Here is a 14060-nt window from a genome sequence, read left to right as displayed (position 1 = left end):
TGGAGATCTACCAGAACTGCAACATCTTCAACGACAACGCCTTCGAACCGCTCAAGGACCCGGAGCTGCGCGACGACATCACGTTGAAGCTGGAACACGGCCGGCCGATCGCCTCGGCCTCCAAGGCGGTCATCCGGGCGGCGAACGGCAGCCTGGAGGTCGTCCCCCGCGACAGCGTGGAGGAGGACCGGGTCCTGGTGCACGACGCGCACAACCCCGACCCGTCGGTGGCGTTCGCGCTGTCCCGGCTGGACGAGCCCGCGTTCGACCACGTCCCGATCGGGATCTTCCGCAGCGTGGACCGCCCGGCCTACGACACGCTGATGACCAGCCAGCTCGACGAAGCGGTGACACAGAAGGGCCAGGGTGATCTGGCCGATCTGCTGATGGGCGGCGACACCTGGCGCATCGGCTGAGTCCGCCGGGGATGTAGGGCGAGCCCCACGGTCCACGCGGAGTCAGCCGGGCCGCTGCCCCGGCTTGTCGACGACAGCCGCCGCGATCAGGGCGTCCCAGTCATGGATCTCGCCCTTCTTCATGGTCCCGAAAGGCCTGTCCTCGTGGTCCTCGACCACGAGGGTGCGGTAGCCCAGATACTCGCAGGTCTTCGGATCGATGAAGATCTCGTCGCGCAGGTAGCCGTCCAGGACGTGGTAGAGGGTGACGCCTCGGCGCTTGAGCAGGTCGGATGCCTCGGCTTCGTAGCGGACGCCCGGGATCTTCGCCATCGCGCCGTACATGGCGGCACGGAGCCTGGGCGGCAGCGCGGTCTCCCTCATGCCCATCGCGATCAGCTGGAACGCCCACCGGTCGCGGTGCTGGGAGGTGAACGCGGGCAGCGACTCCTCGGCCAGCCGCTTCGCCTCCTCGGGGGTCTTGCCCCTGTTCTCCGCACGTTCCCGGGCCGAGCGCAGGAAGGAGGCGCGATTCCTGGCGTTCTCGGTGTCGACGGTCTGGTAGACGCGGGCCAGCAGGGGGCCGGCGTCGGCCGGCAGGGAGAGCAGGTAGGGGTAGGTCACCTCGAACTCCGACCCCTTGGAGACCTTGAGCCTGCCCTTCTCGACGGTGGCGAACGCCTTGTCGTCGAGCCGCCGCCACTGCTCGTGGGTGCTCGTGACCTCCGGCCTGCCGATCAGCCATCGCCCGCCGTCCAGCCGTGTCCGGGCCCGCAGGCTCTTCACGTAGCCCCACTGCTCGGGGCCGGCGCTCCATCCGGGCTCGCCGGAGGCCAGCACCGCCGCGTTGTCGGCCAGATCCTGGGCGTTCGCCACCGGTCGCAACCGGAGCTCGGTGACGGCGGGGGAGTGCCGCGCCCCGGCGACCTCGCCGCCCTTCTCCTGGGTGACGCCAGGAACCATGGTCGTGGCCACGGTGAGCAGCGCGGCCGCCCCGGCCAGGCCCAGCCCCCACACCGGCCGGCGGCGGGCCCGCGGACGCCTTCGCGCGTGATCCGCCAGGCGGGACCGGGCCGCGCCGATGGTCTCCGCGGAGGTCTCCGGCAGCGCGTCGTGATAGCGGCGCAGTTCCTGCAGCTCGTCCATGATTCAGACCTCCTTCGCCACGTGACCCAGTGCCTCGCGCAGCTTGGCCCTGGCCCGGTTCACCCGGGAGCTGACGGTGCCGATCGGGATGTTCAGGGCCGAGGCGGTCTCCGCGTAGCTGAGGCCGGCGCAGGCCACGAGCATCAGCGCGTCGCGGTCGCCCCGGGACAGGCCCTGCAGGCCGCGCGCCAGCCGAGGGCTGAGCTGCTCGGCGGTCACCCGGTCGGTGACGCGGTCGGCGTGGCCTTCCACGTCGTCGCGGGCGGCCGAACGGCTGAGCGCCCGGTAGAGGCGGAGCTCGCCGCGGCGATGGCGGCCGATGAGGTTGGTGGCGATGCCGTACAGCCAGGCCCTGGCCTCCGGGCGGGTCAGGTCGTAGCGGTCGCGCTGGTCGAACGCGGCCAGGAACGTCTCCGCTGCCACGTCGTCGGCGGCGCCGGACCCGAGCCGGGCGGCGGCGTAGCGGTGGATCGCGGTGAAGTACCGGTCGAAGATCACCGAGAACCACTCCGGCTCGTGCCGGGAGTTCGCGATGACCGAAGCGTCGTCCGGCTCCGCGGCCAGCCGTGTGGCGGGGTACGAAGGGTCATGCATCCGGCGCCTTTCTCGAGAAGAGGGTCGGCGCTGATTGCCCGATGCGGGCGTTCTTGTTCGCGGTGCCCTCCGGACGGTGACGACGATCGGCGTCCCGTCGCGCCCCCGGCCACGGCAGGTCACTGTATCCGCGGGGCGGGCGGAGGACCGGCCGCCCCGGCCGTCCGGGTGCCGAAGATCACACTTCGGGGGCATACTCCGCGATACTGGGAAGCCGGACGATCGCGGAGGTCAGGTTGGTTCAGGAGGAGATCCGCCGGAACAACGTCGGCACCCTGCTCCGACACGTGCACCTGGGCGGTTCGGTCTCCCGTACGGCGCTGAGCGAGCGGATGCGGCTCAACCGCAGCACCATCATGGCGCTGATAGCGGAGCTCACCAGGGCCGGCCTGGTGCGCGAGGAGCTTCCCCAGGGCACCGGGCGGGCGGGGCGGCCGTCGCTCGTGGTCCGGCCCGAGTCGGGCCGGGCGTACGTGCTGGCCTTCGACGTGGCGGTGGACAGACTGGTCGCCGCCAGGGTCGCGCTGGGCGGGATCGTGCTCGACCGCAGGGAGGCGGTCCGCCCGCGCGCCGGGGCGGACCTCGACCGCGTGGTCGAGGTGCTCGCCGAGTTCGGTCGCCGGCTGCACGGGGAGGCTCCTCCTGACGCGCTGTGCGTCGGGGTCGGCGCGTCCTACTGCGGGATGATCCGGCCCGGCGACGGCATGGTGCGCTTCGGGCCCGACCTGGGCTGGGTCGACCAGGCGTTCGGCGCCGAGCTCGGGCGCCGCCTCGGGCTCGGCCTGCCGGTGTCGGTGGGGAACGAGGCGCACCTCGGCGCGCTCGCCGAACAGCAGCGCGGAGCCGGCGCGAACTTCCAGAACCTGATCTACCTCCACGGTGACGTCGGCGTGGGCGGCGGCATCATCGTCGGCGGCAAGCTGCTCGACGGCGACAGCGGATACGGCTGCGAGCTGGGGCACATGGTGGTCAACCCGTACGACGGGCGCCCGTGCGGCTGCGGCTCGCACGGCTGCCTGGAGGCGGAGGTCGGCGAGCGGGCCCTGCTCGACGCCGCCGGGCGACCGGCCGAACTGTTCGGCCGCGACGCCGTGCGGGCGGTGGCGGACGACGCCGACCGCGGCGATCCGGCGGCCCAGGAGGCGCTGCACCGGATCGGCGACTGGCTCGGCATCGGGGTGGCGAACCTGTGCAACCTCTTCAACCCCGGCATGGTCATCTTCGGCGGCACGTTGCGCGAGATCTATCCGGGCATGGCGGCACAGGTGCGCGCCCGCATCGCCGCCAACGCGCTGCCCGTCGCCCGGGAGCGGGTACGGCTGCGCACGTCGGCCCTGGGCTACGACGCCACGCTGGCCGGCGCCGCCGAACTCGGCTTCTCCGGCCTGCTGGCCGACCCGCTGGGCGTGCTCGCCCGTACCGCGCCGTGTTCAGCCCGCCGGTGAGGTGCTGGCCCGCACCATGAGCCGGGTGGGCAGGACCTCCACCGCGCCCGGCGCGACGGCGCCGGTGAGAAGGTCGGCGAGCATCCGCGCCGCCCGGCGGCCCATCTCGCGCGGCGCGATGTCGATCGCGGTGATGGGGGTGGCCAGGCCGCGCAGGGAAGGGCTGTCGACGTACGAGGCCACCCGCAGGTCACCGGGCACGTGGCGGCCCTGCTGGAAGGCGGCCTGCACAGCGCTGTTCGCGCCGCCGTCGGGGACGGAGACGATCGCTTCGACGCCGCCGGGCGCCCGCAGGGCCTCGGCCACGGCGCGGCTGACGTCCTGCGGCTCGCAGACCAGCGGCACGTCGTAGACCGACGGCGTCCGGCCGGTCTCGGCGCACCACCTCTGGTAGGCGGTGCGGATGTCCAGGCCGAACGCGGTCTCCTCGCCGGGGCAGAGCATCGCGATCTGGCCGCCGTGACGGGACAGGTGGCCGAGCAGCGTGCGGGTCGCCGCGGCGTGGTCGGACTCGACCCGGCCCGCGTGCCGGGCGCCCGGCGTCAGGTCGCGCTCGCAGGTGACGATCGGCACGCGCAGGCCGGTCAGCGTCTCCAGCATCGGGTCGCCGAGCACGGGGTCGGAGACCACCACGCCGTCGAGGTGGAGGGACGGCGCGCGCCCCGGATCCTTCGTCGCCGGGATGAGCGTGAGCGCCAGATCGTGGGCCAGGGCCTCCTCGGCGGCGCCGATGGCGAGGTGCATGTAGTACTCGAGACCGATCGTGCGGCCGGGAAAGTAGAGGCCGATGGCCCCGGTGCGGCCCCTGCGCAGATTGCGGGCGCTCCGGTTGGCGACGTAGCCCAGGTCGCGGGCGACCGCGGCCACCCGCTCGCGCGTCGCGGCGGGCAGCCGGCCCCGGCCGCTCAGGGCGTCGGACACGGTCGTCGTCGACACCCCCGCCGCGCGGGCCACGTCCTGCAAGGTGATCGGTCGAGGCGCGTTCATCAAGGGCAACCGTACTCCCGCGCGACGGCGGTCGCGGCCGTGGTTCCCGCGCCTGTGCAGGAACGTTTCTCCAGACCATTGCAGGAACGTTCCTGTACGTGTTCTAATCATGCCCACCTCGGCGGATTCCCTACAGGTCATGGAGGCGGTCGTCGTGCATCTCACTCCTGCGGAACGCGACCGGCTGCTGCTGTTCACCGCGGCGGAGCTGGCGCGGGCGCGGCGGGCCAGGGGCCTGCGGCTGAACGTGCCCGAGGCCACCGCGCTGATCGCGGACACGGTCTGCGAGGCGGCCCGTGACGGCCGGCGGCTGAGCGAGGCGATCGCCGCCGGGCGCTCCGTGCTGACCCACGAGGACGTGCTGCCCGGCGTCACCAACGTGGTCACCGAGGTGAAGGTCGAGGCGGTCTTCGACGACGGGACCCGGCTGGCCGTGGTCACCGCCCCGTTCGGCCCGGCGGCGCCCGACCCGGCCGGGCCGGGCGCCCTGCTGCCCGGGGCGGACCGTCCCGAGCCGTACGGCGACGAGGTTGTGACGGTCCTGGTCACCAACACGGCGGCGGTGCCGATCAGCGTCACCTCGCACTTCCACTTCTTCGAGGTGAACCCGCGGCTGCGGTTCGACCGGGCCGCCGCCTACGGGCGCCACCTGGCCGTGCCGGCGGGCACGGCGACGCGGTTCGACCCCGGCCAGACCACCGGGGTGCGGCTGGCGCCGATCGGCGGCGCGCGCGTGGTGGTCGGCTTCGCCGGCCTCGTGGACGGGCCGCTGGACGCCCCGGGCGCCCGGGAGGCGGCGCTGGAACGCGCTCGGGCCTGCGGCTACCTGGGATCGGAGTGACCGTGAACGGCGGCGGCTACGCGGCGGTGTACGGGCCGACCACCGGGGACAGGGTGGTGCTCGGCGACACCGGGCTGGTGGTGGAGGTCGAGGCGGACGCGCAGCGGCGCGGGGACGAGTTCCTCGCCGGCTTCGGCAAGACCGCCCGCGACGGCCTGCACCTGAAGGCCACATCGACCCACGACACGTGCGACCTGATCGTGTCCAACGTGCTGATCCTCGACCCGCTGCTCGGGGTGCGCAAGGCCTCCATCGGTATCCGGGAGGGCCGCATCTGCGCGATCGGGCGGGCGGGGAACCCCGACACCCTCGACGGCGTCGAGGTGGTGGCCGGCACCGGCACCACGATCATCAGCGGCGAAGGCCTGATCGCCACCGCGGGAGTGATCGACACGCACGTGCACCTGCTGTCGCCGCGGGTGATGGAGGCCTCGCTCGCCTCCGGGGTGACCACCATCCTCGGCCAGGAGTTCGGCCCGGTGTGGGGCGTCGGGGTGAACTCGCCGTGGGCGCTGCGCACCGCCTTCGCCGCGTTCGACGCCTGGCCGGTCAACGTCGGGTTCCTCGCCCGCGGCTCCTCGTCGCGGCCCGAGCCGCTGGTCGAGGCGCTGGCCGAGGGCGGCGCCTGCGGGTTCAAGGTGCACGAGGACATGGGCGCGCACGCCCGCGCGCTGGACACCGCGCTCCGGGTGGCCGAGGAGCACGATGTGCAGGTCGCGCTGCACACCGACGGGCTGAACGAGAGCCTGTCTGTACGCGACACGCTGGCGGTGCTGGACGGGCGCACCATCCACGCCTTCCACATCGAGGGCTGCGGCGGCGGTCACGTGCCCGACGTGCTCAGCCTGGCCGGGCAGCCGCACGTCATCGGCTCCTCCACCAACCCGACGCTGCCGTTCGGCCGGGACGCCGTCGCCGAGCACTACGACATGATCGTCTCCTGCCACGGGCTCTCTCCGGACCTGCCCTGCGACGAGGCGATGGCCCGCGACCGGATTCGCGAGCAGACCATGGGGGCCGAGGACGTGCTGCACGACCTCGGCGTCATACCCATCACCTCCTCCGACGCCCAGGGCATGGGCCGGGCCGGCGAGACGGTCCGGCGGACCTTCGCCCTGGCCGCGAAGATGAAGGCCGAGCGGGGGGCCGAGCACGACCGCCACGACAACGCCCGGGTCCTGCGCTACCTGGCCAAGCTCACCGTCAACCCGGCGCTCGCGCACGGGCTCGGCCACGAGATCGGCTCGCTGCGGCCCGGCCTGCTCGCCGACCTCGTGCTCTGGGAGCCGGCCAGGTTCGCCGCCACCCCGCGGCTGGTGCTCAAGGCCGGGTTCCCCGCCTGGGGCGTGACCGGCGACCCGAACGCGGCGGTGGACGAGGCGCAGCCGCTCGTCCTCGGCCCGCAGTTCGGCGGGTACGGGGCCGCCCCCGCCGAGCTGGCCGTCGCCTTCGTCAGCCGGGCCGCCGCCGAGGCCGGGGCGGACCTGCTGCCCACCCGCCGCCGCCGCGTCCCCGTACGCGGCACGCGCGGCATCGGCCTGCCCGACATGGTGCGCAACGCCCGCACCGGCCACGTCCACGTCGACCCGCGCACCGGCGCCGTCCGGCTGGACGGCGAGCCCATCAGTTCCGCACCGGCCGAGCAGGTGTCCCTGTCCCGCCTGTACTTCCTCTGACCCCGAAGAAGGTGCACCGAGTGACCCCACACGCCGATCTCGTGATCGTCGGAGCCGACGTCTACACCGTCGACGCCGCACGGAGCTGGTCCGACGCGGTGGCCGTGCGCGGGGACCGGATCGTCGCGCTGGGCGAGCCCGCCGTCCGCGAGCTCGTCGGCCCGCGCACCCGGGTGATCGAGGCGCGCGGCGGGATGGTGCTGCCCGGCTTCCAGGACGCGCACGTCCACGCGCCGTTCGCCGGCCGCAACCGGCTGAACGTGGACCTCAACGGGCTGGTGGGCCGGCAGGCCTACCTCGACCGCGTCGCCGCCTACGCGGCGGGGGAGCCGGACCGGCCCTGGATCGTCGGCGGCGGCTGGGCGATGGAGTACTTCCCCGGCGGCACCCCGCGCAAGGAGGACCTCGACGCGATCGTGCCGGACCGGCCGGTGTTCCTGTTCAACCGGGACGTGCACGGCGCGTGGGTGAACTCCGCCGCGCTCGCGCTGGCCGGGATCACCGCAGCCACCCCCGACCCGCCCGACGGCCGGATCGAACGCGACCCGCGGACCGGCGAGCCCACCGGCACCCTGCACGAGGGCGCGGCCTACTCCTTCAACGACCGGCACGTCCCACTGCCCTCCCGCGAGGAGTGGGAGGACGCCATCCTCGACGCCCAGGCGCACCTGCACTCCCTCGGCATCACCGGCTGGCAGGACGCCTGGGTCACCCCGGCCACCCTGGACGCCTACCGCTCCCTGGACTCCGCCGGCCGGCTCACCGCGCGCGTCGTGGGCGCGCTGTGGTGGGACCGGCATCGCGGGCTGGACCAGATCCCGGAGTTCCTCGGCCAGAGGGAGACGGGCACCGCCCGGTTCCGCCCCACCACCGTGAAGATCATGACCGACGGGGTGATGGAGAACTACACGGGCGCGCTGCTGGAGCCCTACTGCGACGGCTGCGGCGGGCACACCGCCAACCACGGCCTGACCTACGTCGAACCCGACCTGCTGGCCGCCGCGGTCACCGAGCTCGACCGGCTCGGCTTCCAGACGCACCTGCACGCGATCGGCGACCGCGCCGTGCGCAACGCGCTCGACGCCGTGCAGGCCGCCAGGACCGCCAACGGCCCCGGCGACCGCCGGCACCACATCGCGCACCTGCAGCTCGTGCACCCCGACGACGTCCCGCGCTTCCGCGCCCTCGGCGTCACGGCCAACTGCCAGGCGTACTGGGCGCAGATGGAACCGCAGATGGAGGAGCTGACGCTGCCGTTCCTCGGCCGCGACCGCGCCGACCTGCAGTACCCCTTCGGCGACCTGCTGCGCTCCGGCGCGACCCTGGCGATGGGCAGCGACTGGTCGGTGACCACCGCCAACCCGCTGGAGGAGATCGAGGTCGCCGTCACCCGCGTCGACCCGGAGAACCGGGACAACGCGCCCTTCCTGCCCGAACAGGCGCTGCCGTTGCCCGTCGCGCTGGCCGCGTTCACCGCCGGCTCCGCGTACGTCAACCACGACGCCGACGCCGGCACCATCGCCGTCGGCAACCGCGCCGACCTCGCCGTCCTCGACCGCAACCTGTTCGCCCGCGCCGCCGGCCCGGCCGCCGACGCCCGCGTCGACTACACCATCACCGAGGGGTCCGTCGTCTACGAACGCCCCTGAGGAGGAACCCTTGTCCAGCCAACCCCCCACCCCACACCTGCGGCGGGTGCTCGGTCTGCCCTCGCTTGTCCTGTTCGGCCTGGCGTACATGGTGCCGCTCACGGTGTTCACCACGTACGGGATCGTCACCGAGATGACCGAGGGCCACCTGCCCGGCGCGTACGTCGTCACCCTCGTCGCGATGCTGTTCACCGCCTACAGCTACGGGCGGATGGTCCGGGCGCATCCGTACGCCGGCTCGGCCTACACCTACACCCAGAAATCGTTCGGCCCGCACCTGGGCTTCATGGCGGGCTGGGCCCTGCTGCTGGACTACGTGTTCCTGCCGATGATCAACTACCTGGTGATCGGTATCTACCTGAACGCGGCCTTCGAGGCGATCCCGGCCTGGGTCTGGGTCGTCGGCGCGATCGCCCTGGTCACCGGGCTGAACGTGCTGGGCATCCGGATGGTCAGCCGGATGAACGTCGTGCTCATCGGGATCCAGGTCGTGTTCGTCGTGGTGTTCCTGGCCGGAGCCCTGCGCGCCATCGCCGGTGAACCGATGCCGTCGATCACCGAGCCGTTCTTCGGCGACGGCACCGACCTGTCCATGATCCTCGGCGGCGCCGCGATCCTGTGCCTGTCCTTCCTGGGCTTCGACGCGGTCTCCACGCTGTCGGAGGAGACGCACGACCCCCGGCGGCGGGTCCCCCGGGCGATCATGCTGACGACCCTGGCCGGCGGCGTCTTCTTCATCGTCATCTCCTACGTCGGCCACCTGGCCTTCCCTGACTGGCAGTCGTTCACCGACCCGGACTCGGCGGCCCTGGACGTCATGCGGCACGTCGGCGGGACGCTGCTGGCCGCCTTCTTCACCGCCTCCTACATCTCCGGCGCGTTCGCCTCGGCGATGACCTCGCAGGCGAGTGTCTCGCGCATCCTGTACGCGATGGGCCGCGACGGCGTGCTGCCGCGGCGGTTCTTCGGCTACGTGCACCCCAGGTTCCGCAACCCCGTGCTGGCCACGCTCGCGGTCGGCGCGCTGTCGCTGGTGGCGCTGGTCATCGACCTGGAGTTGGCGTCCGCCATGGTCAGCTTCGGCGCGCTCGTGGCCTTCTCCTTCGTCAACCTCTCGGTGATCAAGCACTACGTCGTGAACGAGGGCAGGCGGACTCCGCCTGACCTGGTCAAGTACGGCGTGGCGCCCGCCGTCGGCGTGCTGCTCTGCCTCTGGCTGTGGACCAGCCTGTCCGGCCTCACGTTCGTCGTCGGGCTGTCCTGGGTCGGCGCCGGATTCGTCTACCTGCTCGGCCTGACCCGGATGTTCACCCGCCGCCCGCCGGAGCTGCGCCTCGGCGAGGTCGAACGGGACGACGACGTCACCGTGCCGACCACGTAGATCACCCCCGCCGACGCGTTTCCACCGGGGAAAACATCCTTTACGTACGAATGTACATATAATGTGTACACTCGTCCTTATGACGCATGATTCGGACGGCCGCTCGATGCGTGAGCGGATGCTCGCCGGCGACCTGTACATCGCCGACGACCCGGAGCTGGCCGAGCACATGCGGCGGGCCGCGGATCTGATGGACGCGTACAACGCCACGTCGGCCCGTGACCCGCAGACGCGGCGGCGGCTGCTCGCCAAGCTGCTCGGCGCGGTCGGCGAGGGCACGGAGATCCGGCCGCCGCTGCGGGTCGACTACGGCAGCCACATCCGCGTCGGCGCCCGGTCCTTCGCCAACTTCGGCCTCGTCGCCCTGGACGTCGCGTCGATCACCATCGGCGACGACGTGCAGATCGGGACGAACGTGCAGCTGATGACCCCGACCCATCCGGTGGACCCGGACCTCCGCCGGGCGAAGTGGGAGTCCGCCGCGCCGATCACCATCGGCGACAACGTCTGGCTGGGCAGCGGCGTGATCGTCCTGGCAGGGGTCACGATCGGGGAGAACGCGGTCGTCGGCGCCGGCGCGGTGGTCACCCGCGACCTCCCGCCCAACGTGGTCGCGGCCGGCAACCCGGCCCGGGTGATCCGCACGATCGAGCACACCGGACCGGGCGCGGGACCGAGCGCAGGGACGGACGCTGGTCCGGGCGCTGGTCCGGGCTCCGGACCGGGCGCGGGGTGAGTCGTGTCTCCGGCGGGGACGGCGGGGCCGTGCCACGGCGCGCCCGCCGCCATGACCCCGGCCGGCGGGACCGGCTGATCGACGCCGCGCTCACCGTCATCGCCGAGCGCGGCCTCGCCGGGACGACCCACCGGGAGATCGCCAGGGTGGCGGACGTGCCGCTGGGCTCGACGACCTACCACTTCACCTCTCTTGAGGAACTGCTCGCCGAGGCGTTCAAGCGGTACGCCGCCACGGTGGCCCGGGTGTTCGACGAGCGGATGGCGGCCGCCCGTGACCGGGACGCGGCGGTCGAGGCCGTCATCACGCTGGTCTCGGACGACCTGCTCGGCTCACAGCGCGACCTCGTGCTCACGGTGGAGCTGTACGTGGCCGCGGCCCGCAACCCGGTCCTGAGAGCCGTCACCCAGGAATGGATGGCCCGCAGCCGCCAGGCGCTGGAGCGCCACTTCGACGCCGACACCGCCCGGGGCCTCGACGCGCTCATCGAGGGCCTCACGCTGCACAACGCGCTGTCGACCGAGCCGATGACGCCCGCGCAGATCCGCGACGCCATCCAGCGCTACCTGCGCTGACCCCCACCCCCTCTACCCCGATCGGAAAGCCGATGTCCGTCACCGCGCCCGCCCGCCGGGCCCGCGTCGCCGTCGCGGCGCTGTTCCTCACCAACGGCGCCGTGTTCTTCAACATCGTCCCCCGCTACCCGCAGATCAAGGCCGACCTCGGAGTGACCAACGCCGTCTTCGGCACCGCGCTGGCGGGATACCCGCTGGGCGCGCTGCTGGCCGGGCTGCTCGCCGGCGCCGCCATCCGCCGCTTCCGCTCCGCGCGGGTGGCGGCGTTCGGGATCGTCCTGACGACGATCGCGACGCTGGTCCTGCCCTTCGTGCCGAACTGGGTCGCGTTCGGCGGCGTGCTGTTCGTCGTGGGCGCTCTCGACGCGATCGTCGACGTCGCCCAGAACGCCCACGGCCTGCGCGTCCAGCGGCTCTACCGGCGCTCCATCGTCAACTCGCTGCACGGCCTGTGGAGCGTCGGCGCGGTGCTGGGCGGCCTGATGGGCGCGGCCGCCGCCGGTCTCCGGCTGCCCCTGGCGATCCACCTGGCCATCTCCGCCGCGCTGTTCAGCGTCGTCGCCGTGGTCGCCTACCGGTTCCTGCTGTCCGGCCCGGAGGACGCCGAGCGCACCGCCGAGGCCCAGGACCCGGCCGCCGCAGACGGCCATCCAGCCGCCCCGGCCGCCGCCGAAGGCCATCCGGCCGCCTCGCCCGTCCGCGGCGGGCGGCGCTCGTTCGCCGGCCCCGCCGTGCGGATGCTGGCCGCGCTCGGCGTGCTGGCGGCCTGCGGCGCGCTCGTCGAGGACGCCGGCGCGTCCTGGGGCGCCCTCTACCTCAGCGGCCTGCACGCCGACGCCGCCACCGCCGGCCTGGCCGTGGTGGCCTTCCAGGCCGCCATGACCGCCGGCCGCCTCACCGGCGACCGCGTGGTGGACCGCTTCGGCCGGCGCGCCGTCGCGCGGGCGGGAGGGGTGCTGGCCGCCGCCGGCATGGGCGGCGCGCTCGCCGTGCCGTCGATCGCGACCGCGCTGATCGGCTTCGCCCTGGCCGGGCTCGGCTTCGCGACGCTCGTCCCCGCCGCCATGCACACCGCCGACGAGCTGCCGGGGCTGCCCCCCGGCACCGGCCTGACCGTCGTCAGCTGGCTGCTGCGCGGGGGACTCCTGCTGTCCCCGCTCCTCGTCGGACTCGTCGCCGACCTCGTCAGCCTCCGCGCCGGGCTGCTCTCCGTCGTGCTGGCGGGCCTCGTCACGGTCGTCTTCGCCCGTGCCCTGGTCGACCGGGAACACGTCCAGTCGCGCTGACCTACCTCGGCGGCATGTCCTTGACGTACACGATGCCGTCGCTCTGAGCCAGGTGGGCCGGATCGAGGGGGAAGTAGCCGAACCAGGAGGACTCGCGGGGCCCGGGCGGCGCATCGGCGAGGACGGCGGCCAGCCGGCGGGCGTCGACCAGGCAGCGGTCCTCCGGGAGCGCGTACAGGAGCCCTTCGACGGTGCCCGGGGGCGGGGTGTCCACCCCCTGGTGCCGGATCGTGCCGAGAGCCCCGGCCACGAAGGCGTACTCCTCGCCCAGATGGGCGCTCACCAGCGCGCCGGCGCCCCACCAGTCCAGCGGCAGGTCGCCCATCCGCATCGCGGCCTCGTGCCGCTGCAGGTGGAGGTTGTGGGCGTGGACCAGCACCGGACCCCGCCGTGCGGCCGCGAGGAGGTTGTCGGCCATGATCGAATCCCGTACGCCCAGCAGCCGCGCCATGCGGCCCGGCGAGTCGTCGGCCATCCAGAAGTGGTAGCGCATCAGGCCGGTGGCGGCTCTGGCGTACTGGCGCGCGCGTTCCCAGGCGTCCCGTGAGGTCGCCGCGATCAGGTGCGGCGTCCGCTCGTCGAGCAGCGCCGCCAGGTCGTCGGCGAGCAGCCGCAGCTCGCGGGCCTCGGCCGACCGTCCCACGGACCGGGACGGATCCATCATCGCGGCCTGGTCGGTCCACCGGTCGTCGGCGCCCAGCAGGCGGTCGAGCGTCTCCGCTGTGCAGGGGAGCAGGCTCTCGTGCACCAGGGCCGCGAGGTAGCCGTGGAGCGCGGTGAGCGACTCCCGGGGGCTCGCCGGGCCGGTGATCTCCATCGGGCCGTCGACACCGGCGAAGCGCAGCCGCTCCGGCGCGGGCCGGCCCTCGTTGTGGGCGCGCATCCAGCGCACGAGCTCGCGGTTGCCAGCGAACGCGCCCCAGCCGTGGCTGATGCCGTGCTCCATGACCTCGTCGAGGGTGCCCGTGCCCCCGGTGACGTAGTCGTCCACGACCAGGCCCATCACGCAGTCGCTCTCGATGGCGATCGTGGTGTAGCCCTCCTGCTCGACGAGCTGCCGGAAGAGCTCGTTGCGGACGTCGAGCAGGAGCTCCTCGCCGTGGGTCGGCTCGCCCAGCGCGAGCACCCGCGGCCGAGCCGGGAGCAGCCGCATGACGGCGGCGGCCTCGACGGCATGGGCGGTGTCCTTGATGCCACTAGTCATGCCATCAACGGTATCGTTGGACATACGGTTGAGACTTTGCTCGCCTCCATGCCTGGTTGAGGAGCACAACCCTCAAAAAGGGGTCAGCTGTTCGACCTAGCGGCCACGGGCGCGGCGGCACGGACGCGCGACGGTCGCGAGCGGT

At 73.1% G+C, this 14060-nt stretch carries 12 protein-coding genes and 1 pseudogene; 9 read left to right on the top strand and 4 right to left on the bottom strand.

All coding sequences use genetic code 11. From position 1 onward, the window contains the following. A pseudogene (locus ABD999_RS42350) lies at positions 1–416 on the top strand (2-oxoacid:ferredoxin oxidoreductase subunit beta); the annotation flags it as partial. Between the two features lie 42 nt (positions 417–458). Here the strand turns inward: ABD999_RS42350 and ABD999_RS42345 are convergent. Both ABD999_RS42345 and ABD999_RS42340 read right to left on the bottom strand, forming a co-directional pair. Further along, positions 459–1541 carry a CU044_5270 family protein gene (locus ABD999_RS42345; protein ID WP_271279955.1) on the bottom strand — a complete coding sequence of 361 codons (1083 nt, stop codon included), beginning with the start codon at positions 1539–1541 and terminating at the stop codon, positions 459–461. Positions 1542–1544: 3 nt separating this feature from the next. After that, positions 1545–2135 carry an RNA polymerase sigma factor gene (locus tag ABD999_RS42340; protein WP_271279956.1) on the bottom strand — a complete coding sequence of 197 codons (591 nt, stop codon included), beginning with the start codon at positions 2133–2135 and terminating at the stop codon, positions 1545–1547. Between the two features lie 236 nt (positions 2136–2371). Here ABD999_RS42340 and ABD999_RS42335 point away from each other — a divergent pair, with 236 nt between their 5' ends. Continuing rightward, positions 2372–3580, top strand: a complete 1209-nt coding sequence (locus tag ABD999_RS42335; protein WP_271279957.1) for an ROK family transcriptional regulator — start codon at positions 2372–2374, stop codon at positions 3578–3580. On the opposite strand, the gene ABD999_RS42330 is transcribed toward ABD999_RS42335, so the two are convergent. Beyond that, a complete protein-coding gene (locus tag ABD999_RS42330; RefSeq protein ID WP_271279958.1) occupies positions 3566–4567 on the bottom strand; it encodes a LacI family DNA-binding transcriptional regulator in 1002 nt (333 codons plus the stop codon). The genes ABD999_RS42335 and ABD999_RS42330 overlap by 15 nt on opposite strands. A gap of 139 nt (positions 4568–4706) precedes the next feature. Between ABD999_RS42330 and ureA the strand changes: the two genes are divergently transcribed. The 7 genes from ureA to ABD999_RS42295 all read left to right on the top strand — a co-directional run bounded on the left by ureA (position 4707) and on the right by ABD999_RS42295 (position 12711). After that, on the top strand, positions 4707–5408 hold the full coding sequence (ureA, locus tag ABD999_RS42325; protein ID WP_333485744.1) for an urease subunit gamma: 702 nt from the start codon (positions 4707–4709) through the stop codon (positions 5406–5408). Further along, complete coding sequence (locus tag ABD999_RS42320; protein ID WP_271279959.1) at positions 5405–7084, top strand: urease subunit alpha; 1680 nt, start codon at positions 5405–5407, stop codon at positions 7082–7084. The genes ureA and ABD999_RS42320 overlap by 4 nt, the downstream gene beginning before the upstream one ends. 20 nt (positions 7085–7104) lie before the next feature. Next, positions 7105–8733: an amidohydrolase gene (locus ABD999_RS42315; protein ID WP_271279960.1), complete on the top strand. Its 1629-nt coding sequence runs from the start codon at positions 7105–7107 to the stop codon at positions 8731–8733. A gap of 10 nt (positions 8734–8743) precedes the next feature. Beyond that, complete coding sequence (locus tag ABD999_RS42310; RefSeq protein WP_271279961.1) at positions 8744–10114, top strand: APC family permease; 1371 nt, start codon at positions 8744–8746, stop codon at positions 10112–10114. Positions 10115–10193: 79 nt separating this feature from the next. Continuing rightward, a complete protein-coding gene (locus ABD999_RS42305; RefSeq protein ID WP_271279962.1) occupies positions 10194–10850 on the top strand; it encodes a sugar O-acetyltransferase in 657 nt (218 codons plus the stop codon). A 29-nt stretch (positions 10851–10879) separates the two neighbouring features. Beyond that, positions 10880–11425 carry a TetR/AcrR family transcriptional regulator gene (locus ABD999_RS42300; protein ID WP_271279963.1) on the top strand — a complete coding sequence of 182 codons (546 nt, stop codon included), beginning with the start codon at positions 10880–10882 and terminating at the stop codon, positions 11423–11425. A gap of 32 nt (positions 11426–11457) precedes the next feature. Further along, the gene (locus tag ABD999_RS42295; RefSeq protein WP_345483231.1) at positions 11458–12711 is read left to right on the top strand and encodes an MFS transporter; all 1254 of its coding nucleotides are present in this window, start codon (positions 11458–11460) and stop codon (positions 12709–12711) included. A 1-nt stretch (position 12712) separates the two neighbouring features. Here the strand turns inward: ABD999_RS42295 and ABD999_RS42290 are convergent, their stop codons facing one another. Continuing rightward, on the bottom strand, positions 12713–13915 hold the full coding sequence (locus tag ABD999_RS42290; protein ID WP_271277536.1) for an erythromycin esterase family protein: 1203 nt from the start codon (positions 13913–13915) through the stop codon (positions 12713–12715). Between the last annotated feature and the right edge of the window lie 145 nt (positions 13916–14060).

This window comes from Nonomuraea ferruginea (assembly GCF_039540635.1).
In the GTDB taxonomy this organism is placed as follows: Bacteria; Actinomycetota; Actinomycetes; order Streptosporangiales; family Streptosporangiaceae; genus Nonomuraea; species Nonomuraea ferruginea.
This window is presented reverse-complemented; position numbering and strand designations above follow the sequence as displayed.